Consider the following 20,694-nt stretch of genomic DNA (forward strand, 5'->3'; position numbering starts at 1 on the left):
TTCCTTACTCTGGAAATGCGCACTTTTGTAGAATATTCATCATAGCTTCTATTGGCTGGTTTTAATTGAAACCAAGATTTTCATCGTTCACTTATAAACCAGATTTCTCCCTTAAAGATGTCCCCATCTTCATCAGTTATTTCTTCATTAAATCCTAATCCATTCATATTTTCAGGGATGTTTATTCCCCATTCACTTACAAAATTTCTTTCATCTCATTTTTATGTTAGTTAATTTTCTCGATTTTACATATCCATTTATAATAATTTAAGACAAACAATAATAAAAAAGGGTCTATAAGTGCAGAATGCCATAAACTCCACCATCCATAGTTAAAATAACCCCATGGTTCTGGCAGCATAGCTATCATTTCATAAATAAGCATGAATATTACCCAATAAAAGTAATACGTAACATGTTTAAGTAATGGGGATCCAAAAGGATACCAATTCAAAAACATCATATTTATAGGTGGAATAAGCAATGTAAGAGCAGGAAGAGAAGACCAATCCACTCCTTTTTCGAAATACCAATAAGCTGAATATTTACAGTCGATGTATAAATCGACAATTCCTTGCAAAGAAATTGTAAATGTCCAGAGATGAAGAATTTGATTTTTAGTAAGGCGTTTATTAGTTCTAAAGGCAATAAAATTAAAAAGAATAACAGCAATAGCAAGTCCAATCATGTAAAATTATTCCTTTTTTAATTATACTACCCTTATTTTATTTGATTATCCTTACCTGCTATAGGGAATTAAAAAGTTGCATATCAGAAGGTACCTAACTTTTTTGTTGCATAAAGCTTAACCGAATCAATGCTTTCCACTTCCCTATAATTAAGTATCTAATTTTGCCATCTCATCTCTGTCTATTGCTCTTGGTGGTTCTTCCATCCATCCATTTTTAATCATGATATTTGCGCCATCTTCTGCATATTTTAGTATTTCAGATATTAATCTGCTATACTGTGTACCTAAATCTCTCCTAGGGCTTCCTGCTATACTTGCCCCATAATATCCAACACTAAGGGCAATTAAGGCTGTTGTATAAAACATCATAAGCTTATCAGAAAAGGTATAGATTGTGGAATCTGTTACTTCTGTGTCCCAACCCATTGGTACGGGAAGATCATCTTCTTTAAGAATTGAACCCAAAACTTCACAATGCTTTGATGCTATTTCTTTACCTCTTATAAGAAATTGTCTTACTTCTTTTGACTTTGCAACCTGACTATAACCTATTAAAGTGGCAATTCCTAAAGCATTCCTTTGAAAATTAGCATATAAGTTTGAAATTTCGGTACCTATTAATGGTCTTCTTTCCCCAAAGTAGCCAGTAAGGAAACTTTGGCTTTTTACAAAGTCAATATGATCAGGTGTTGGCAAATATGGTGACCTTATATAAAGTCCTTTTGATAATAAAAGTTCTTTTGCTTTCCTAAGAAATGTAGTTAATTGTGAAAGACATTCATTAAAGAAACTATAAACATCTGCCCTTACAGACAAAGATAAACTAATACTGTATGCTTGCAAGGCAATTTGTGCTGCATCATGAAGGTAATGTAAAACATAAGTGTCAGAATATAATCTAGGAGCAGACACATCTACATCTTCATTTATTTTAAACCCATATGGGATAGGATAGTTTTCTCTGTTAAAAATTTCAGTTAAAGTTTTTAAATTTCCTTGAGATAAATCTAAGGCTTGTTTGATGATTGGTCGAATTTCTTCATCTTCCACTTTAGCTAAGAAAAATTGAAACTGACATATCAGTCCACTATCATTCATATAAGTTGTCCAAAGTGATGTAATTTCTGTTGATGTTAGCTTTAACTGTTTTCCCTGTTCCTTCATAAAAAGTACTCCTCCAATAAAAGGATTTTATACTTTTATCATTCCAATAATTACTTGTAGTATGTATCTTTGCAACAAACATATATTACGACTAGTCAGGGTTACAATCTCCCAGACTTTTTTGCTCACATTGTACATAATTTCAAAAGACTTAAACATAATAAATAGCGTTGAAGGTTAGCCTTTAGCAAATATGGTGAATGGTGCAGGAGGTTTTTAATAATGACACAAAATAATCAGAATCAACAACAATTTCAGCAAGCGATCAATGCTGCTCAACAAGCACAACAAGCTATTCAATCAGCTCAAGCAAGTGCAAATCCACAACAACTGCAGCAGGCACAACAACAGCTTCAACAAGCACAGCAACAACTACAACAAGTACAAAACCAAACAGGGGCTCAAGTTTCTGCACAACAACAGCAACAATTACAACAAGCACAACAGCAGATTCAACAGGCACAACAACAAGTTCAGCAAGCCCAAGCTACATCTCAAGTACAACAAAATTCAGGTCAACAACAAAATCAACAAAACCGTTACCAATAATATTTATCCCCTTCAAAGGGGATTTTGTTGGACTATAGCCAAGTGGTAAGGCAACAGACTTTGACTCCGTGATCGTTGGTTCGAATCCAGCTAGTCCAGCCAAACTTTCACCTAATAAAATTTCTTACATATAATGAATTTAAGACAGTTTTCCCAATTTCATAAGAAAAGCGCAAGCGCCTTGTTCAGCCTAGGGCAAATAAGACGCTCATGAATAGAAGGCGTTCTTTGCCTTCAATTCATGAGTGGCTTATGACCTCTAGAGGCTAGGCGCTGGAGCTAGACACTAAAACTAAGTACAAAATTTTATACTCTCTTTCCTTTTAAGAAAAACGCAAGGCGCTAAGCATTCGGCGACAAGCATAAGGCGAATCGGAATAGAAGGGATTTCTTTACCTTCAATTCCGAATTGACTAGACCTTAGAGCCGATGGCGCCTGGAGCTAGACACTAAAACTAAGTTCAAATTTTATACTTTCTGGTGTAGAACATATTTGCTGCACTCCTGAAACCACCTTTTAGGTGGTTTTTTAGTTGAACAAGATCCTCCAGTATAAAATGAATACTGTTTACAAATCTTGTTTATATAATCGCAATTCTAGATACTAAAAAGAGATCTTCGAATCGAAGATCTCTATGTCCCAAAGTTACCAAACAACATCATACTAATAACGAAAATAAATACGACTAATAAAAATAACAGGCCAATAGAAGAAATAGATAAAGTAATTGTTTTTAATTGTCCTTTTAAACTAAAAAATGCAGTGAAAAATGAACCAAGCAACAGCAGTAATAATAACTCCAAGGATTCAGGTAAGGGATTCACTGATGAACAACTATAATTTTTTACCTTTTATATTTAATCCTTTTTTTGGATTTATTAGCTGCAGAAACTGTATCCTTTTTACCTAAAAACTAGTTGTTGGGCATTTGAATGCCGCGCCAGCCGCTTACATCACATTGGCCATATTCATTATCACCCACAGCCGTCACCGTGCCGTCCGATTTAAGACCGACAGTATGAGCACAACCCGCCGCTATCGCCACCATATCGCGCCAATCACTTACATTATACATTGGCCAAACTCATTCCAACCTACAGCCGCCACAGTACTGTCAGATTTAAGACCGATTGTATGAACATTACCAGCCGCGACCGCCACCATATCGCGCCAGCCGCTTACATCGCATTGGCCATATTTATTATCACCCACAGCAACTACCGTGCCGTCCGATTTAAGCCCAACGGTATGACGACACCCCGCCGCTATGGTATCTTTAGGCCACCGTTTCACCTTTAACACCGCTTCTTTCGGTGAAATGTCATCCATGTTTTACCCCCTTGAAAACAAGACCTTGTATTTAATAGTGCTCAATAACTGAACTGTAGCATTTTTTAAGTTTCATGTAAGATAATTTATTTGTTAATTGTATACATCTATACCCTTTACGCAAAATTTATACATTGATATATCAAAAGGTGGTTTTAATAATGAATAGGAAAAATAACTATGTCCTACTAATGAAATTGCTTCCATGTTATCTATACCGTTTTTAGAATCAAATCAATAAAAAGATTCCTTCCTATGTATTCATCATATTCTATCTGTTCGGAGGAAGTATTATTGCAGAAAAGAAAAAATGGTGGTGGTTTCATTACAATGTAAAGCCAAATGCTTTAGGAGTGATTCCCCTACTGATCGGTCCATTTTTTGTTGGCTCCCTCTTGATATTGATATATATTTTTGGAAATTTTAAGTTAATTTACAATATAATGTAATTTTATATAATAACTCCGGCTAGCAAGAGTAGAAGATCAGTGCTGTCGTTGTTGCAGCCTTTTCTTATTGAGTTAACGAAGGTTTGTTTAAATTGAAATGAAACTATAGACCGAACTAAATAAAAAAGAAGAGCAAGTAACCTGCTCTTGATAGGAAAGAAACTTTCTAAATTACTATAGTTTAAAAAGCTTTTACATTATTAGAGTTACACTAGATAAAAATTAGAAAATGAAATTACTTGTTTTAAAAATTAAGTAATACCTCATCTTAATTAAGGATTACTCATTTAAGGAATGATAATTCATGTTTGTTAAAATCTCATTTACTTTATCGAGACGTTCCTTGGTTCTTTCTGGGTAATTGATAGCAATGGCACTGACTAAATAATCGGCAACAAACATGGATGATACCGCTGAATTATGAAAAGCGATACTGCTGGAATTGCAAGGTAAAATTAAATCAGAGTACTTCACTAGTGGTGACGAGTAACTATCGGTAATAGAAATAACTTGTACTCCGTTCCCCTTTGCTATTTCCGCAAAGTCAATAACCCTCCTTGCATATCGCGGAAAACTTATGGCAATAACCAAATCGTTTTTTGACATATTCACGATAGTATCTACCCAATCACTTACATCTGAGAGGATTAGTTGTGTATTCCCCAAAAGCCGGTTAAGTCCATGTGTTAAGTATTGTGCCACAGGCAGACCGCTCCTAACACTTGTGCAGATAATACGTTCAGCAGATATAATTTTCTCAATAGTCTCCTCAAGGACTTCAGACGATATCATATTCATGGTATCCTGAATGCTGTTGATCTGGCTTTCTGCATACTGCCCCCATAAATTGTCCTCGCCCATTCCTTTTATATTAGCTTCAAGTCGTGTTTGTGGGGCAGCACGATTACGTAATATCTCTTGGAGCCCTTTTTGGAATTCTGTGTATCCTGTATAACCGAGACTAAAAGTTAAGCGCATAATCGTTGTTGTACTTGTACCAACAATGCCTGCTAATTGATCCACTGTCAAAAAGGCCACATCAAGCGGGTGTTTAATAATATAGTCTGCTACTCTCTTTTGTGTTTCCGTCAGTTCTGAAATTTTTTCTTGCAGTTTAATGATTGGATTTTCCATATTATCTCTCCAAATAGACATCAAATGTTGTAATTTTTTCACCTATTAGCTCTTAAAAAAATAATATCACCTTATTCTTTTTTTGTAAAAATTACTTTTTGAAAATTAATAGTACCAGTCAAAATAATCATTCCACATATATAGAATACACTAGACATTCCAATAAAACTTGAAGCTGTGCCTAGCGAAAACGGTACAATGATTTGAGTCAATTTGTTAAATGTCAGCCGCAATCCCAGACCTTCCGCTACACGGTTTTTAGGCAGTGCAATGATTGTGGCAAAGATAGAAAGCGGCTGAGCAATTCCAGTACAAAATCCTAAAAGAAGAGACAAAATAGTGAGCCATATAATATGCTCTGCAACGGGATGTAAAAGATAAGACAGACCAGCCAAAAGGATCGAAAGGGTCATAATAACATCCCGCTTTAAATGCTGAGAAATCCATGGCAAAAAGCCACGTATCAGCATGCCGGCTCCTGCATTTAACGATACAATAACGCCAATAACAAAAGCGGAGAGCCCATTTTCAGATGCAAGTAAGGGGAAAAAGGCGATATATATATCTTTTGAAAGCAGAGCGATAGAACTGACCAGCACCGCCTTTCTCAAGTCATAGATTCGAAGCAGACCAAAGGCATTTCTCGTTCTTTTCCGCGATGACTTCTCTATTCTTTTTTTACCGTTAAATACAAAAGACAATGGAAGCATAAAGATTAATAGAATTCCTAATAATAAAAATGCAAAATTATAGCTGAATAAATCAGATGAAAAACCTGCTATTAATGGGCCAATAAAACTGCCCGTTGCTACAGCAATACTAAAAACCGAGATATAGTATTCACGAAGTTTGCTTTTTGAAAACTGCCCTGAATATGCCTGCATCGACAATACAAATACTAACTGGGAAAGTCCGGAAAATATTTGTGATAGATAAACTCCTGTTATATTGCCAAATAAAAACAATGTTATCAGAGACATACTTCCTAACATAATACTTGTTATTAAAGGTTTCTTAATGCCGACACGGTCTATCAATTTCCCAAACTGAATAGACACAAAGAGCGGTAAAAAAGAGAATAAGGACACTAAAATTCCAACTTCCATATGACTGGCACCCAAGTTGTTGGCATATAATGGAATGAGAGGTCTGCTGCCTGCAATACTTATCATATAGAGAGTTGTGCATGTAAAGAATAGATATGAATTAAACTGTCTTCTTTTTTTCATTCTTTCCTGGCTCCTTTCCAACATACAGGAAAAAGAAAAAAGCAGACGTATCCAGTTGGACTGTCTGCCTAAATCTATTAATCAGCGTACGTTTTCTACTTCCTCACTAAACTCGTCTGAAGAATACAAATCAACTTCATCTGTTTTTTCTTTAGGGAAATACCCTAAAATAAAGCCGAGTATGCCGCCAATAGCGCTAATCGTAAAAGTCGGATTAGCAAAAATGTCCCATGTTTTGATAACCATATCACCATTTTGCAGAAACAAACCACCCAATTGCCCAAAAACAAGGCATGTACCTCCTAATAAAAACAAGACAAGGCAAGTTTTAAATAAAGCAGCAATAATATTTCTCATCATTTCTACTCCTCTCTTTTACATTGGAACCGGAAGAATGCCCATAGCTATTAAATAACCGATTAATAGAATTGGAAGGACATAATATACAATTAGCGGCATAAATGTTCTTTCAGCTTGCGCTCCTGCTAAAGATGCCGCGATAAAGATGGAACCGGAAGCCGGTGGAGAAGCACCTTCCGTTGAAGCAAATACTAGAATTGCGACGACTGCAAGTAATGGGTCAACTCCAGCAGAAACCATTCCTGCAAAAGCAACCATTCCAATAGCTGTTAAGGTGGCAGTTGAAGACAGTGGTCCAGCTACAAGTGCAACGAGTAAACCAATAAGTAGTACCATAAGCCACTTAGAGATTGCTAGTGATCCCATCAGGGTCGATAAATCTTCTGGAAGCCCTAAATCCGTTAATACCTGACTTGATGCGTATGCAAAGACAAGAAGGGCTCCTATTGTTGAAAAGCGGGTAATTGAATTGTTTAAAAAATTAGACCAGTCAGATTTTGTTTTAGGAAGGTGCGCCCAGCCGACCATAAAACTAATAATAATAATTAAAATGGGAATCCATGTAATAAGTGAAATGCTTTCAAGGGCGCTTTCTCCTATAGATGGATTTGCTGCAAAGCTCTCAGCAAGCGGTCCGATAGTCGCTATAATCGGAATTAAAGCACCTAAAAAAATTAATGTTGATTTCCAGTCCGTACGTAAAGACTCTTTAAGAGGCTGTATAAAATCCGGTGAAATAGCTTTAATATTATTTTTTTTCACGAAATACATAATTAAAAAGATTCGATAAACTACCTGATAAACACCTGAAATAAATAAGGCAACATACAAATCTCCTTCGGAAACTACTGCCGCAACCGGTGCGAAGCCGAGCATGATAAACATCGACGCACTAGGAGGCAGTGCAGCACCGAGACCGCCATTACCTGCAACAATTGTCGCAGACAGTTCTTTGCTAAAATTAGACCTTACCATCCATGGGGCTGTGATAGCACCCGTTGTCGCCGTGTTTCCTGAATTAGAACCAGCCAGCGTACCCATCACAGCTGATGCTATTGTATCAACATAAGCCGCTCCTCCAGGAAGACGCCCGAGAAGGGAATTGAGAATTTTGATAAGGCTGGCAATAACTGCTGTTCTGTCAATTACATAGGCCATGAATACAAAGGCTACTGAAGCATATAGGACATCATTAGTAGCTGCAAAAACTAATCCATTCCACATTAACTCCGGTGCTTGAGCACCACCAAATAAAGCGGTTACAATAAAGCCTGCAAGCATTGCTTCAGCAATATTTCGTTTTAATACAAGATTAAAGAACACAATGATTCCGATAAATACAAGTAACGCCCAAATTCCAATACCCATAAGGCACCTCTTTTCACATAATATTTATTACGGTATACGGCACCGGCATCGCCGGCAGCCGTAATCATTCACCTCATGTGTTTAGTTTATTACTTTAAAAGCTTCAATTACTTGAAGCCAGTGTTCGGGTTTCTCCCCCTTAAACTTATCTTTTAAATTTAAAGAAGCAAGCTTTTCAATTTTTTCCTTTGCTGCTTTTGACATAGAGGAATCAATATGTGCAGAATCTAGCATCGCAATTGTTCCACTAAGTTCTACAGATCGTCTGACTGCATGAAGAGCTGTGCCAGTAACAAGTCGATTCATTGTTTCTTCGAATGTCCGGCCATTAATTGTTTCACTGAGTGAATCAATAACTAGTGTCTCCACATTGAACTCGTGTGCTGCTTCAAGGAGTTCAATATAAAGACCCGCAATACCCTTCATATAGATGCTGCGAATTAATTTCACGGCTGTTGCTTCTCCGGGCACCTCACTGACTTTGGTGATATTCATGCCAAAAGTCTGCATGGTTTCTACAAAGACTTCTGCTCCATCACCGCTTGCTAAAATAGGAACTTTATGTTTGTATAAAGGGAGGGGGCCCATCATTGCAGCGTCAACAAATTTGCCGCCTTTTTCTTGAACGTTTTTAGCAATGTTCTTCTTTACATCAGGATTAGAGGCGGATACATCTATATATAAAATATCTTTTTGTAAATATGGTTTTAACTGACTGCTTACTTCCAGTGCTTTATCTGCGGGCACCGCAACGACTACAGCATTTACCTGTCGCAAAATTTCCTCTGGCGTTTGAACAATTGTTACCCCTGCTGTTGCTGCTCGATTTAATATCAATTCGCTATATGCTGGCATATTCCATAGTGGATCATAAGCCGTCATCTTTTCTAGTCCTTGCTGTTTTAATCCTGATGCCAATTCAAATGCTGCTTCTCCAAATCCAATAAATCCTAAATGCATATTCTTTCTCCTTTCCCCTTAAAACCCAAATTCTTTTATCTTTTCTTCTAACCATGGGGGGGCTATGCTGACTCCATCTGCGTTTCCTTGTTTTCGTTTTTCTTCGTAATTTGCAATCGTCTGAAGTCGCTTTTCTTCATATGCAAATTTGTTTTCTGCTTTGTGTAGAACTTCCTCAACTTTGTCTTTAGGAACGACAACGACACCGTCTTCATCCCCAATAATTAAATCTCCTGGATGAACTACTACCCCAGCGCAGGAAATAGGAGTGTTAATGGCTCCAGGTCCATCTTTAAAAGGGCCATTTGGAATAAATCCTTTTGCAAAAATCGGTAAGCCAATTTTACCAAGCATTTCTTTATCTCGAACAAAGCCATCAATTATAATTCCTTCAAGGCCAATTGCTTTGGCCGCTCCAGCCATTAATTCTCCCATGTATGCATTTTCCGTGTATCCCTTTCCATCTGCCACAAGAACATAGCCTTCACCGCCACAGTAAATACCTTGATGCAGGAAAAGGTTATCACCGGCTCTCATGTCTACTGTTAAAGCGGTTCCAACTACTTTCATGCCAGGAGCTACCGGTTTTACCGTATAGTGCATGGACCCGGTACACCCCATTGCATCTGAGATCAGTGTGGTATTCAGTTTTTTTGCGCGTTCGACTACTTTCGGTGATAAAAGCGGTTCTGTATAACTCATTTTTAAACTCCCCTTTCAAATGATTTCAAACAACTGAGAACGGTTTCAAATTGTATTTAAAAAAACAAATGCTGCTATTGTAGTAAAAATAACTAACAAAATTAACTTTGTAATATTTATTACTACTAATAAAAACATCGTAACATCTATAACAGGCAAAGTAAATATTTTTTCTGACATTTTTGCTTTTCTACATAAAAAAATTCGGTCTAAATAATAGCCCGAATCTTTTTCTTACTTTAATTTCTGGTAGTACGGTAATTTGTTTTCGAGTATTAAAGCATGATCCGCAGCAAAAAGATCCGCATAGTGCAATATATAAGCTTCCCTTGTGGAAGAATGAAACGGGCTGCTAGTAGCGTGTGTTGCCACCGCACTAACCACTTTATCTGAAAATCCCAGGTCTTTTACCAGCATAGTTCCGAGGACACCATGCGGAAATTCAAATGCTGCTTTTGTTTTCTTGATTTCACCATTCTCTACATTAAGAAGAAGCGGTTTATCAATATCATGTAATAAAAATAACGGGATTAAGAATTCCCAGTCGATGTTGATCCTCCACCTTTTTTCAGCTCCTTCGGCCAATGGAATGCCAAAATACATAACATCATCAACATGATCCATTAATCTATAGGAAGAAAAGGAAAAACCGGGTATATCCTCTAAATAACGGTATACACTGCTTTTCCATGCACTAATCCATGCTGTTATTACTTTTTCCTGTATTATCTCTAGAGGTTTATTGACGAATTAAGACTCGTCAGTTAATATATAAAGAAAATTAGTTGTAAAAATAACAACTTTCTTTAACGAAGTAATATTTATTCCTTTTGTGAAATTATAGTAACACCGTTTATTTCTTGTGTAAACACCTTTTTGAAAACGCTTTAAAAATAGGAGGGTGAAAATTGATTACTGTTCGGAAAGAAGATCTTGAAAAGTGCGTTTTTGAAATTTTTCAAGCCGCTGGCCTAAATGAAGAACAGGCTGGTATTGTATCACGTCATCTTGTGCTGGCGAATTTAAGAGGCATTGATTCCCACGGGGTTAGCCGGGTCGACATTTATACGAAACGGCTCGATCTTGGCATCATGAAAAGGCAAACAGAAATCAATGTAGTTAAAGAAACACCGTCCAGTGTGCTGCTAGATGGTGGAAGCGGCGTCGGTATTGTTCTTGCCACAAAAGGGATGCAAATCTCATTCGGCAAAATCGAAGTTTCCCATGGATGCCAAAAGTAAGTAGTTCCGTCAAACTGTATATCATACTTGTATGCAATAGGTTCGTCTGTATATAAAATGATTTCATAATAAGTAGGGTCGCCTTTTGATCTATCGGGTTGAAAATTGGAATTTTCTTTACTGTTGTTTAAGATTTTCAGTAAAGTATTCACTTCATCTATGTCTTTAAACTCTGTATTCTTTTTTATAGGTGTATAGGATTGATGAATCTCAATTACATTTACTTTTTCAATGGGTACATTCTTAAAATGCCATCGATATTCATTTTCATCTATTGCATAATAAACTCGATAACCGTGTATTGCACTTTTATCCTTTAATGCTAGTAAATCGGGGTTTCCTTTGATTTTATAAATTTCTGTTCCTTTCTCGTGGAATGCAGCATCTCCATCTTTTGTTTTGTAGCCCGGATAAGTGACATTATCTGCTACTTTAAACTTTACTTCTCCTAGTTTTTCACCAATAAATTTCTCGTCAGCTAAAACTCCCGAATATATACCATTGTACTCTATTCCATTCCATTTAATGAAATCAACCCAGTCTATGATTGTTTGACCACCAAACGGTGTAGAACGACAACCTACTAACAGTAAAAGTAAAAATATTAGCACATTTAATCTTCTCATCAGACCCTCCCTGACTCAATATCTCTATTAATATCTCAAATAGACTTTTTGTTTTACATATTATTCAATTTTTTTAATGAAATACCTTCTTCAACTGCCTTAGTTAAAGTTATTATAAAATCACCCTCAATTCCTTACTAAAAAACTTGCTGACCTTTAGAAAAAAAAACGCCTTCATATTCAAGAATGGCGCCTTTTAGTGGAAGATCATCTATCCTATTTTTGCTGTTGGTTGTATAAGAATTGTCATTTAATATGCCGATGGAATTACAACTGCATTACACGCCTTTTCATAAAACTCTATTGGTCCGGCTTCACCAATAATGGCATACTCATAACCAATATCTTTCATATCTTTTAAACATTGATGTAGTAATGAATAACCAATCCCTTTAATCCTATTGGACATTGATACTCCCATAGGACCAAAATAGCATTTTTTATTTTTATATACATCAAAAGCAGCAAAACCAACTATTTCTCCTTCAGTATCTGTAGCTATATATATCGAAGGTTCACTTAATAAAAAACCATCTTTTATAGTTTGTGACCATTCATATGAAAAATTATGTTCTACAAACTTAACAAGTCTATTTAAATCGTTATACTTCACTTTACGAACAAGCTGCGAATTTATATTTGGGAAGGGTGTAATTGCCAAGATGTGTAATCATATCCCGCGAGGTAGTACCAAGAGTTAAAATGATCTGCTTGTTTTCATCGGTTAAAAAACGATCAATCACATTAGTTTTTATTAATGCCTTAAGAATATGACCTTCATTTAGATAGACTTGGTTGTATTTTTCCATATAACTATTGGCTACGTCAAACACCTTTATAACATCTTCAGTTACGGTAACATTAAAAAGGGAACTGCTAGTCAATTTTTGATCTATTAAATGATCCATTTCCTCAATCTGAATCCTTAAAGAAGATACGTCTAACGTGCTTTTCAAAGATATTTCCCCAAGTACACCTGTTTTTTCCTTTAAACAGGCTAAAAGTAAATGTACCGGCTTTAACACTTTCCTTTTAGAAACTTCAGCCTCGTTTTCTGCATTTCTTATTATTCTTAACATTCTATTAGTGAAATTAAAATTTCCCAGTTTTACCTCACCCTTTTAAGTGATTTAATTCTTTACTTTCAACGACGTAAAGTCGCTTTTTCCGGCCGGAATTATAAAGCTTCAAAATAATAGTTATTTACTTTTTTACCCTGATCTTACTAAACGAACAATTTTCATGATAAAAAAGCTGGTTACTAAGTACCGTTAAAAGGTTTGCAAGATAATTAAAGGCTAGTTACCAACAAATAGCCCCCTGTAAAAAGAAGGATTATGTACGTTATTAATCGAAAAATTTTTTGGCTAATCCATTTGAATAATAACTGCCCGAGCAATATTCCAACAAAAAGGGAAGGTACTGCAACAAGGGATGAAATCCAAGCCTCTTTACTAGTACCACCAAACAATATTTGCATGAATAAGCTGATGAAATATACAAAGAGATAGTAGGCTAAGGTAGTACTTCGAAGAATTGCTTTATCAGTTCCAACACCGGAAAAATACAGCAGTAGAGGTGGTCCAGGTACACCTATACTCGTAGTTAACAGCCCTGAGATTCCCCCAGCCAAAAAGTCTCTGTTTTTTGTTTGACGTATAGTTAGTTTTAAAATAAGCAATACCGTTGAAATGAGGATAAGCCCGCCAACTACAATCTTTAACAATTGAATATCTAAATAAAGATAAATAAAGATCCCTAAAACTAGCCCCATAATACTTCCTTTAATCAGTCTAATTAACAGAGGTTTGTCTACTTCTTTTCCAATTTTAAAAATCATGAAAATAGAAAGACAAAGTGAAAGTATAATATTAATTTGTATAGCTGTATGACCCGGATAGATTAATAACAAAAAGGGTGTACCAACAATAGAAAAGCCGTAGCCAGTACTTGTTTGCAATAATGAAGCTAAAAGAACAATAAAGACAAGTATTATCCAATCTTCCATAAAACTAACACCTTCTCAGATTTTGTTATATTCTTCAATTATAAAATATAATCTCCACTGAGTGACGTCGAATAATGACTATAAATATATTTAATAAATTAATCATCCTTTGTCTTTTAACTTAAACTAAACAGATTTCCTTAAACCCTTATTCCATTATCTAGGCCCGTTTGCTGAATAAAAAAATCCTGCAATACAGGATTTTTGATCAAACATTTACAAACGGTTCGATTATTTCAAAACGGTGCAGGGAAAAGCTTCGCAACTTTTTTATAAACATCACGACTCTATTTCAAATCAACAATTTTTGGTGGAAAACAAACTCTAAGCAAATTGTGATATGTAGAAAGTTCTGATATGGAGAAATAAATTAGGAATATTCAGTAATTTATCCCCTTATGAAATTATTTTATATATAATATGATAATTTTGTAATATTTTTCCTCATGGGGGTGATAAAAAATGGAAATTATTAATTTAGGTTATTCCAGTACTTGTATTTAATGAAAGTGTTAATGCAAAAAAACGCAAAAGAAAATGAAAACAATGGTGTTCCTGTTTTGGAGTAATGAAAAAAGTTATTTAGCATGGTGCGAGGATTCATACTGAAATTTTTTTGGAAATAAGAAATGGAGGAAGGATAATGAAAAAGTACTACAAATTTGTAGCCTTACTTTTCACGTTATGCATGTTTTTTGCTGCTCCAGTTGAAATGGAGGCTAAAGTAAATTCCTCGTCAGAAGTTACGGAAAAAGAAAAAAATGAAATCAATCAAGCAAAACCAGAATTATATTTTATTCCAACGAGTGATCCCAAAAAAGCAGATGAAGTTATTAGCCAACTGAAACAAGGGAAATCTCCGGAAACATTAGGGCTAATATCAAGTCAAAAGCACAGCCCAAGAGAACAAACGCTGGAGCAAATGAATTCAGAGGTTAAGAAAAATGCGGTTACGATAATGGAGGAAAGGACAGATAAGGGAAAAGATTCTGTTATGGCGAATTCCATTACTGCTTCAGATGGAGATGATTGGACCCCCCCTTCATTTCAGTACGATGATATAACATTTGATTCCTGTGTGGAGAATGAAAAGGCAGCATCAGGTTGGATTAAAAACCGTTATTCTCAATGTTGGTCGAGCTACGTTGTGTATAGCGATCCAGCCGGATGTGGTCCAAGTTGGTTTCCATTTGGTTGTGACTGGGTTGCCTTTCGAGTAACCGTTATTGCAAATGGATATAACGGATTTCGGGGAGTTACTTACAATTATACAATAGACGATATTGATTCAGACTTTGACAGCAAGGGATGGCGGCGAGGTTCCAAAGTTACCCTCAGCACGGAATGTGACGGTATTTCAGAAACCCGTGATTGTATTGGTGCGGATGAAAATGTCACAAGAACATTGGCAAATTGGGAATCAAGCAGTCATTACCAGTTTTATATTACATCTGAAGCCCCACCCATTACGAATAATAATAAGGATCAGGTAAGTTACATGGATATGTGGCCAAGAATAACTGTAGATCCGCCTAGCCAAAAATATCCTCCACTCACAAACGATGGTCCAAAAGAAACCATTCGAATGGACTCAGCCGATTATCTGTTTACTCCTGGCTTTTCTAAAAGAGAAGGGGCTATCTTTGCGAATTTCATTCCGACCTTTACCTATGATATGAATGATCCGTACTTTACTATTATGAAAGAAGCTTTTCAGCATCATAAAGACGCCTTGACCTCAGAAGGAAGCTTAATCCCAGGGAAGGAGCCTAAGCCTCCACTCACCCGAATTTATTCTGCATATGACAGAGAACAATATAACAAGAATACCAATGCCAAAAATCAAGCATGTAAGAATCTTAATAAACCGGAAGGATATGAATGTGATGAATTTCCATTTGCCAGCACATATGAAGGAGCTGGCAAGGGTGATGGCAGGTTTTCTGTACGATACATTCCCAGAGATGCAAACAATACTCATGGGCGCTGGCTTGCAGCATGGTATGCATATAATCGAATTTTACACAAAGATTCATTTTATATAGGATTTAGAGAGTAATTAATATTTGGATTAAAGAGTATGTTGGCTTCAATTCATAAAAGTCACTCACATATAAATGGAATTGTAAAACGCAATCTTTAATTGGTTGCGTTTTTTGTCTGGCCATTTTCCTAGTTTACATCCTGTTGCTTTTGAATTTATCTAGACTAAAGGTGAAAATCCCTTGATTTTATAGGGTTTTATTATATTAGACATGTATAATATATGCCCTTGACTTTAATAGTAATCCAGGGTATGATTTTACCCCTTTTAAACCTTTTTCGACAGCTTGTTCCATTCTCCATGAAAGTAATCCACCCTTCACTTGTGAAGATTAGCTAGGTTTTTAACGTTGTATATGCAAATAAAAAATGGAGCACTTTAACAGCTTACTCCATTTTTTCACCTCAATTATATGATTTTCCACTTCACTTCGAATGTTCTACACCCTTCTCCGCTCTTACCGGAGCACATGTTTCACGATGCATGATTACACCGGACAATAAAATTTTTTCCGTTGGGGAGTCCTTGCTTTTTTGCCGGCTTATCAGCATCGCAACCGCCCTTTTTCCAAGCTCTTCTTTCGCTACATTTACAGTTGTTAAATTCGGGCTTGTTTGGTAGGACTCCTTAATATTATCAAATCCGGTAACCGAGATTTGCTCAGGTACTTTTATCCCCAGTTCATCCAAAGCAGAAATGATACTTAATGCAATCGAATCGTTCGCACAAACAAAGGCTGTCGGTAATTGATCCACTGGTTTTCCCTGGATCCACTCTGTTATCTGCTGCTTAATATCCTCATTTGCGGAAAATTTTACTGAGGTTAACAAGTCAGGATGATGATGAAAAATACCATTTGCTTCTAATACACTCCTAAATCCGAGCCAGCGGTCAAAAAAGCTTCGGGAATAGTCGATATCCCCTACAAAGCATAGGTTGTTGTGGCCTAATCCGATTAAATAATTTGTCAGCATGGCACTGCAATCAAAATTATTATTAAAAATTGTATCTGTTGGAATGAGAGGATCCTCATGATCCACTAAGATAATTGGGATGTTTAATTGATGAACCTCTAATAGAAGCGAAGTCGATACAACCCCTACTCCGATGACGCCAAGCAAACCGTTTGGGTTTATCATCGTTGCGATGCTTTTGACCGTATTTTCTGTAATAATTACTAATCCAAATCCATTCCGCTCTAATTCCGCAGAGATTCCGTCAACAATTCTGCCCCAATAAGAAGATTCTTTCGTTTGATGACGGATATTCGGCATTAACACTAATACGGTCTCTTTTTGCTCCTCGATTTCTGAAGCTGTTTCCTTCTCCAGATGGTCAAAATTAACACTCATGTTTTTTTGAGCGAAATAACCTAATTGTGATGCGGCTTGAAACACTTTCTCCTTGGTTGAATGGCTGACACCACTCTTACCTGAAAGTGCTCTTGAAACGACATATTTTGATACCCCCAAGTAATCTGCAATTTGCTGCATGGTTACTTTGCGTGCCATTCTACCACCTCCAACCAAGGGGATTTTATCCGTTTCTGAAACTAATCGTTGTTATTATACCATTCAATCAAACCTAACAAAATGGTTATCTAGATTGCAGCTTTGGATTATGCCAGTACATATGGGGAAGATTGAATCGTGACCTCATTTGGACGATAGGTTCCGACAATTCTCCCTGATCGATCTGCCGCAAACAGGATTGACCTTTCACTCTCCAGTGTAAAGGAGTACGTCATGTTTGTCGCTGTATCTGTTACCTCAATCTCAGTATCACATGCATATTCAGATGTAAAGACAAAGAGGGCTCCTTCTCTGAAGGACATTTTTCGTCCATAGATTCCCGGCAAATCACCACCAACATGCCACTTTAATGGACGATGAATGTTCGCCTTTGTTAAGGCATAGTCATACATTTTTCTCATCGTGTCCTTCCGTTCATTCAACTCAATTGGCAACGGACACCAAATGAGCGATCCTGTTCCAATTTGGATTTCATGGATATTCGTTACTTGTGAAGGATGTCCGTTCTCATCCATCACTACTTCCTTATTCAGTTCGGCAATTCTGCTGGCACCAAATGAAACCGGGAGCAGCTCCCCCTCAAGTCTTAGCATTTCTTCACGAACTACATTGGAGATCGTTCGTTGACCAAGCTCATCAATGAGACGGCTAGTCGGCTGCCAATACTCGTTAAGCCCAAGAGGTCCTGTCATCAGTAAGGTGATTCCCTTCTCTTTTACAGCCTCTACGATTTTCTTAAATGCCTGATCACTCACATTATGGGCACTAGGAAGAATAAGGAGTTTAGGTGGATTTGTCCATAGAGAATCGACATGGTATTCACCAAGTGCACGGAATGGCACCTTCATCTCATATGTGAGAATTCTCGTTAAGGTGGTTGTGGCGTCATAGGCTACTTTCCGATTCGAAAAGTCATTGGAATAAGGAAAAATGACGGCCACATCTTCAAGTTCTCTTCCGACAAACAAGTCGCGAATTCCCTCGATAAACTTGCCAAAATCATAGGAAACGTTCGCTTCCGGCTTTTCCGTTCCATCTGCTCGTAAGGCCCCGATATTTGATTCGTTAATATTATCCATATAAATGTTTGTATTCCAAATCCACTGAACGGCCCCGGCTCCGCCTGTTGCAAAAGCATAGGCATACTTGCGCTCCAATATATTTCGCAACTCTGTTTCAGACCTTTTCGCACGTCCATCCGGCGTTTCGACATACATGATGCCTGTTTCCTGCACCAAATTTGGTTTGTTAGGCGTCTTGGTAAAAATACCGTCCCAAACAAGGGCATCCATATGCCACCAGGAATGAACAGTTGTGTAATCAACGACCTCCTCATAAAAGAATGGCGATGGGCGCCCACCTGCAAGTCCTTCATCCTGGCCAACCGTTACAAGCTGATTTGGGTTTATCGCTTTAATGGCAGATGTAAGCTCCGCTGCCCAACGATTATGCATGTCTATCGTAAATAGGGAGTAGTCAAGCCACCTTGTCCCCTTCTTCTCCGTTCCCATATCCTGAATATGAAAATTAATCTCACTCGGCTCCGGTGGGACTGCTGCCTCAAAGCTTGGTAATTCATCAGGTGTCATATTCCATTTTTCTTGGAGATTCCGGATCGTCCCATGGCGATTCTTTACCCACTCACAATAAGCAGCCTTCTCAAACCGGTCTCCAGCAGACCGCGGGCCGGAAAAGATGCGATTAGGGTCAAACATCGATGGTTCATTAATTAAATCCCAATGGACATTTGTTGTCTCTTTATGCTTCGATACAATAGTCGTAATAAATCGTTTCTGCGCTTCGACACTTCTTGGATCCAAATATGGATTTGCCCCTTCCCAGTTTTCCGGGGTAAACGCAAAAAAGGTAAACGTTACTTCAAGCTCATGTTTCTTCGCTGTTAAAATAAAGGCATCAATCGCGCGCAGGATTTCTTCATGGACATGACCATCCTCGAACATGATCTTTCTCCAGCCTGTCCAGATCCCTGTGCGGATGAAATTGATCCCAGCCTTTTTCATTTGCGCCATATCTCTGTCCCAGACAGCCGGGTTCGGTAGGAATAAAAATTTCCTTGCTACATCAGACGTCATATACGTCATGCCGACAATCGGCATAGGGCGCTGATCCTTCCAAAAATAATCGCGATCACAGCTTAAAGGGCTTCCATCCTTCAATAGATGATCATCAAAACCCCAGAAACCATGTTTAAAGATACGTTTTTCACCCGTTTGGGACCTAGCCTCACAAACTACCTCATACATTCCTTTTTCCACATGAATTGGAACAGGAATCCGAGTTCGTTGAAATTGATTCGTTGTCTCGATTTGTAGCGTTTTTTTCCATTCCAATTCATTTGGGGCATCCTTCTTCCTAACGGTCAGGTCAAACGTCCATTCCTTAGGAGCAAGCCCATCTTTTCTCCTTAATGACTGCGTTTGGATCGTGATCGTCGGTCTGTCCCCTGCATCATAGGACGCATAGTTGGATTTCAGCCACACCTCTGTTACCCCTTGAGCACAATAATTTGCCCATTCAATTAATGCTTCACTTCCATTATTCGTCCAAAATTGTTCCTGTAATGGTTGATTGATAAACATCATCCGGCACCCGGCAAAATCACCTTTTGTATATTCCAATAAGACAGCTGGGGCTCCCACTTCCCGTCCTTCATCCGAGACAAGCTTTAGCAGAGGATAAATGTGAGCATCCATTGGTCCAGCCGAGCCCATTTCCTTTGGCGTATCACAATGTCTCGTGACATGAAGAATAAACCCATATGTAGGTTCGATTGTGAAAAGATGTTCTTTTCCTTCGAACAATGGAATATCCCGATGATGTTTATGTTGTTTTATGCCCGTTACATCAACTGGTAAAGCTTCATGTATCAAAAGCTTTTGATGATAAGTTGTTTGCGCCTGCTCTACTACCCATCTTTCATTTTCCTGATAGACCGGATGTTTAAAGGGAGCACCGCCAATATGAAGGAGATTCCCGCCTTTTTTCAAAAATGATAGAATCGCACTCCAACATTCTTTGGGAAAATAAGCGCCATGAAGATGAATCAAGCAATCAAATTTGCTAGAATCTAAATGCTCCTTCAGCTCATTTGCAGAGACGATTGTGAATTGTTTGGATAAATTCATAAAAACCTCATTGCTGGGTCTTACCCCTGCATATGGAAACGATTGATCATAAAATAAAAGCGACCTGCCCATTTGTAACCTCCTAGGTGTTATGAAATAGTTTCATAGAGTAAAATTTTTTAATTTTTGAATAAAAGGAGAACCCCCTTATTCGAAAGGTT

The 20,694-nt window shown here is 37.4% G+C and carries 17 protein-coding genes, 1 tRNA gene and 2 pseudogenes; 4 read left to right on the plus strand and 16 right to left on the minus strand.

Annotation, left to right across the window (positions count from 1 at the left end):
* Window positions 1-80: 80 nt before the first annotated feature.
* The 3 genes and pseudogenes from ACSVDH_RS27440 to ACSVDH_RS27450 form a co-directional block, all read right to left on the minus strand.
* Window positions 81-203 (minus strand): annotated as a pseudogene (locus tag ACSVDH_RS27440) (DUF3916 domain-containing protein); the annotation flags it as partial.
* A gap of 23 nt (window positions 204-226) precedes the next feature.
* Window positions 227-688: a hypothetical protein gene (locus tag ACSVDH_RS27445; protein WP_439250694.1), complete on the minus strand. Its 462-nt coding sequence runs from the start codon at window positions 686-688 to the stop codon at window positions 227-229.
* Between the two features lie 150 nt (window positions 689-838).
* The gene (locus ACSVDH_RS27450) at window positions 839-1,855 is read right to left on the minus strand and encodes a DUF3231 family protein (RefSeq protein ID WP_439250695.1); all 1,017 of its coding nucleotides are present in this window, start codon (window positions 1,853-1,855) and stop codon (window positions 839-841) included.
* Between the two features lie 222 nt (window positions 1,856-2,077).
* On the opposite strand from ACSVDH_RS27450, the gene ACSVDH_RS27455 reads away from it, so the two are divergent.
* Window positions 2,078-2,404 carry a hypothetical protein gene (locus tag ACSVDH_RS27455; RefSeq protein WP_439250697.1) on the plus strand — a complete coding sequence of 109 codons (327 nt, stop codon included), beginning with the start codon at window positions 2,078-2,080 and terminating at the stop codon, window positions 2,402-2,404.
* Between the two features lie 28 nt (window positions 2,405-2,432).
* A tRNA-Gln gene (locus tag ACSVDH_RS27460) sits at window positions 2,433-2,506 on the plus strand.
* An 830-nt stretch (window positions 2,507-3,336) separates the two neighbouring features.
* Here the strand turns inward: ACSVDH_RS27460 and ACSVDH_RS27465 are convergent.
* From ACSVDH_RS27465 to ACSVDH_RS27500, 8 genes and pseudogenes are all read right to left on the minus strand, one after another.
* Window positions 3,337-3,734, minus strand: a pseudogene (locus tag ACSVDH_RS27465) (hypothetical protein); the annotation flags it as partial.
* Between the two features lie 728 nt (window positions 3,735-4,462).
* A complete protein-coding gene (locus tag ACSVDH_RS27470; RefSeq protein ID WP_439250699.1) occupies window positions 4,463-5,317 on the minus strand; it encodes a MurR/RpiR family transcriptional regulator in 855 nt (284 codons plus the stop codon).
* Between the two features lie 71 nt (window positions 5,318-5,388).
* Window positions 5,389-6,546, minus strand: a complete 1,158-nt coding sequence (locus tag ACSVDH_RS27475; RefSeq protein ID WP_439250700.1) for an MFS transporter — start codon at window positions 6,544-6,546, stop codon at window positions 5,389-5,391.
* Window positions 6,547-6,627: 81 nt separating this feature from the next.
* Entirely contained in the window at window positions 6,628-6,903 is a 276-nt protein-coding gene (locus tag ACSVDH_RS27480; RefSeq protein ID WP_439250701.1) for a hypothetical protein, read from the minus strand.
* An 18-nt stretch (window positions 6,904-6,921) separates the two neighbouring features.
* Window positions 6,922-8,274, minus strand: coding sequence for a TRAP transporter large permease subunit (locus ACSVDH_RS27485; RefSeq protein WP_439250702.1), 1,353 nt, complete (start codon window positions 8,272-8,274; stop codon window positions 6,922-6,924).
* An 81-nt stretch (window positions 8,275-8,355) separates the two neighbouring features.
* Complete coding sequence (locus ACSVDH_RS27490; RefSeq protein WP_439250703.1) at window positions 8,356-9,234, minus strand: prephenate dehydrogenase/arogenate dehydrogenase family protein; 879 nt, start codon at window positions 9,232-9,234, stop codon at window positions 8,356-8,358.
* A gap of 18 nt (window positions 9,235-9,252) precedes the next feature.
* On the minus strand, window positions 9,253-9,936 hold the full coding sequence (locus ACSVDH_RS27495; RefSeq protein ID WP_439250704.1) for an RraA family protein: 684 nt from the start codon (window positions 9,934-9,936) through the stop codon (window positions 9,253-9,255).
* 234 nt (window positions 9,937-10,170) lie between these two features.
* A complete protein-coding gene (locus ACSVDH_RS27500; RefSeq protein WP_439250705.1) occupies window positions 10,171-10,539 on the minus strand; it encodes a hypothetical protein in 369 nt (122 codons plus the stop codon).
* 305 nt (window positions 10,540-10,844) lie between these two features.
* On the opposite strand from ACSVDH_RS27500, the gene ACSVDH_RS27505 reads away from it, so the two are divergent.
* Window positions 10,845-11,177 (plus strand): Ldh family oxidoreductase, encoded by a 333-nt coding sequence (locus tag ACSVDH_RS27505; RefSeq protein WP_439250706.1) that lies wholly within the window; start codon window positions 10,845-10,847, stop codon window positions 11,175-11,177.
* Window positions 11,178-12,053: 876 nt separating this feature from the next.
* Here ACSVDH_RS27505 and ACSVDH_RS27510 read toward each other — a convergent pair.
* From ACSVDH_RS27510 to ACSVDH_RS27520, 3 genes are all read right to left on the minus strand, one after another.
* Complete coding sequence (locus tag ACSVDH_RS27510; RefSeq protein WP_439250707.1) at window positions 12,054-12,416, minus strand: GNAT family N-acetyltransferase; 363 nt, start codon at window positions 12,414-12,416, stop codon at window positions 12,054-12,056.
* A 1-nt stretch (window position 12,417) separates the two neighbouring features.
* Window positions 12,418-12,882, minus strand: a complete 465-nt coding sequence (locus ACSVDH_RS27515) for a Clp protease N-terminal domain-containing protein (protein ID WP_518617447.1) — start codon at window positions 12,880-12,882, stop codon at window positions 12,418-12,420.
* 212 nt (window positions 12,883-13,094) lie between these two features.
* Window positions 13,095-13,811, minus strand: a complete 717-nt coding sequence (locus ACSVDH_RS27520; protein WP_439250708.1) for a sulfite exporter TauE/SafE family protein — start codon at window positions 13,809-13,811, stop codon at window positions 13,095-13,097.
* Between the two features lie 643 nt (window positions 13,812-14,454).
* On the opposite strand from ACSVDH_RS27520, the gene ACSVDH_RS27525 reads away from it, so the two are divergent.
* A complete protein-coding gene (locus ACSVDH_RS27525; RefSeq protein ID WP_439250709.1) occupies window positions 14,455-15,870 on the plus strand; it encodes a NucA/NucB deoxyribonuclease domain-containing protein in 1,416 nt (471 codons plus the stop codon).
* 410 nt (window positions 15,871-16,280) lie between these two features.
* Here the strand turns inward: ACSVDH_RS27525 and ACSVDH_RS27530 are convergent, their stop codons facing one another.
* Entirely contained in the window at window positions 16,281-17,366 is a 1,086-nt protein-coding gene (locus ACSVDH_RS27530) for a LacI family DNA-binding transcriptional regulator (protein WP_439250710.1), read from the minus strand.
* A gap of 107 nt (window positions 17,367-17,473) precedes the next feature.
* A complete protein-coding gene (locus tag ACSVDH_RS27535) occupies window positions 17,474-20,605 on the minus strand; it encodes a beta-galactosidase (protein WP_439250711.1) in 3,132 nt (1,043 codons plus the stop codon).
* Between the last annotated feature and the right edge of the window lie 89 nt (window positions 20,606-20,694).

Source organism: Metabacillus sp. Hm71 (genome assembly GCF_051842955.2).
GTDB lineage: Bacteria > Bacillota > Bacilli > Bacillales > Bacillaceae > Metabacillus.

Excerpts from the sequence above, each read along its gene's own strand:
- ACSVDH_RS27485 (WP_439250702.1), bottom strand. The coding sequence starts at position 8,274 with ATGGGTATTGGAATTTGGGCGTTACTTGTATTTATCGGAATCATTGTG.
- ACSVDH_RS27515 (WP_518617447.1), bottom strand. The coding sequence starts at position 12,882 with ATGTTAAGAATAATAAGAAATGCAGAAAACGAGGCTGAAGTTTCTAAA.
- ACSVDH_RS27450 (WP_439250695.1), bottom strand. The coding sequence starts at position 1,855 with ATGAAGGAACAGGGAAAACAGTTAAAGCTAACATCAACAGAAATTACA.
- ACSVDH_RS27445 (WP_439250694.1), bottom strand. The coding sequence starts at position 688 with ATGATTGGACTTGCTATTGCTGTTATTCTTTTTAATTTTATTGCCTTT.
- ACSVDH_RS27475 (WP_439250700.1), bottom strand. The coding sequence starts at position 6,546 with ATGAAAAAAAGAAGACAGTTTAATTCATATCTATTCTTTACATGCACA.
- ACSVDH_RS27500 (WP_439250705.1), bottom strand. The coding sequence starts at position 10,539 with ATGTATTTTGGCATTCCATTGGCCGAAGGAGCTGAAAAAAGGTGGAGG.
- ACSVDH_RS27525 (WP_439250709.1), top strand. The coding sequence starts at position 14,455 with ATGAAAAAGTACTACAAATTTGTAGCCTTACTTTTCACGTTATGCATG.
- ACSVDH_RS27535 (WP_439250711.1), bottom strand. The coding sequence starts at position 20,605 with ATGGGCAGGTCGCTTTTATTTTATGATCAATCGTTTCCATATGCAGGG.
- ACSVDH_RS27530 (WP_439250710.1), bottom strand. The coding sequence starts at position 17,366 with ATGGCACGCAAAGTAACCATGCAGCAAATTGCAGATTACTTGGGGGTA.
- ACSVDH_RS27490 (WP_439250703.1), bottom strand. The coding sequence starts at position 9,234 with ATGCATTTAGGATTTATTGGATTTGGAGAAGCAGCATTTGAATTGGCA.
- ACSVDH_RS27470 (WP_439250699.1), bottom strand. The coding sequence starts at position 5,317 with ATGGAAAATCCAATCATTAAACTGCAAGAAAAAATTTCAGAACTGACG.
- ACSVDH_RS27495 (WP_439250704.1), bottom strand. The coding sequence starts at position 9,936 with ATGAGTTATACAGAACCGCTTTTATCACCGAAAGTAGTCGAACGCGCA.
- ACSVDH_RS27480 (WP_439250701.1), bottom strand. The coding sequence starts at position 6,903 with ATGAGAAATATTATTGCTGCTTTATTTAAAACTTGCCTTGTCTTGTTT.
- ACSVDH_RS27520 (WP_439250708.1), bottom strand. The coding sequence starts at position 13,811 with ATGGAAGATTGGATAATACTTGTCTTTATTGTTCTTTTAGCTTCATTA.
- ACSVDH_RS27455 (WP_439250697.1), top strand. The coding sequence starts at position 2,078 with ATGACACAAAATAATCAGAATCAACAACAATTTCAGCAAGCGATCAAT.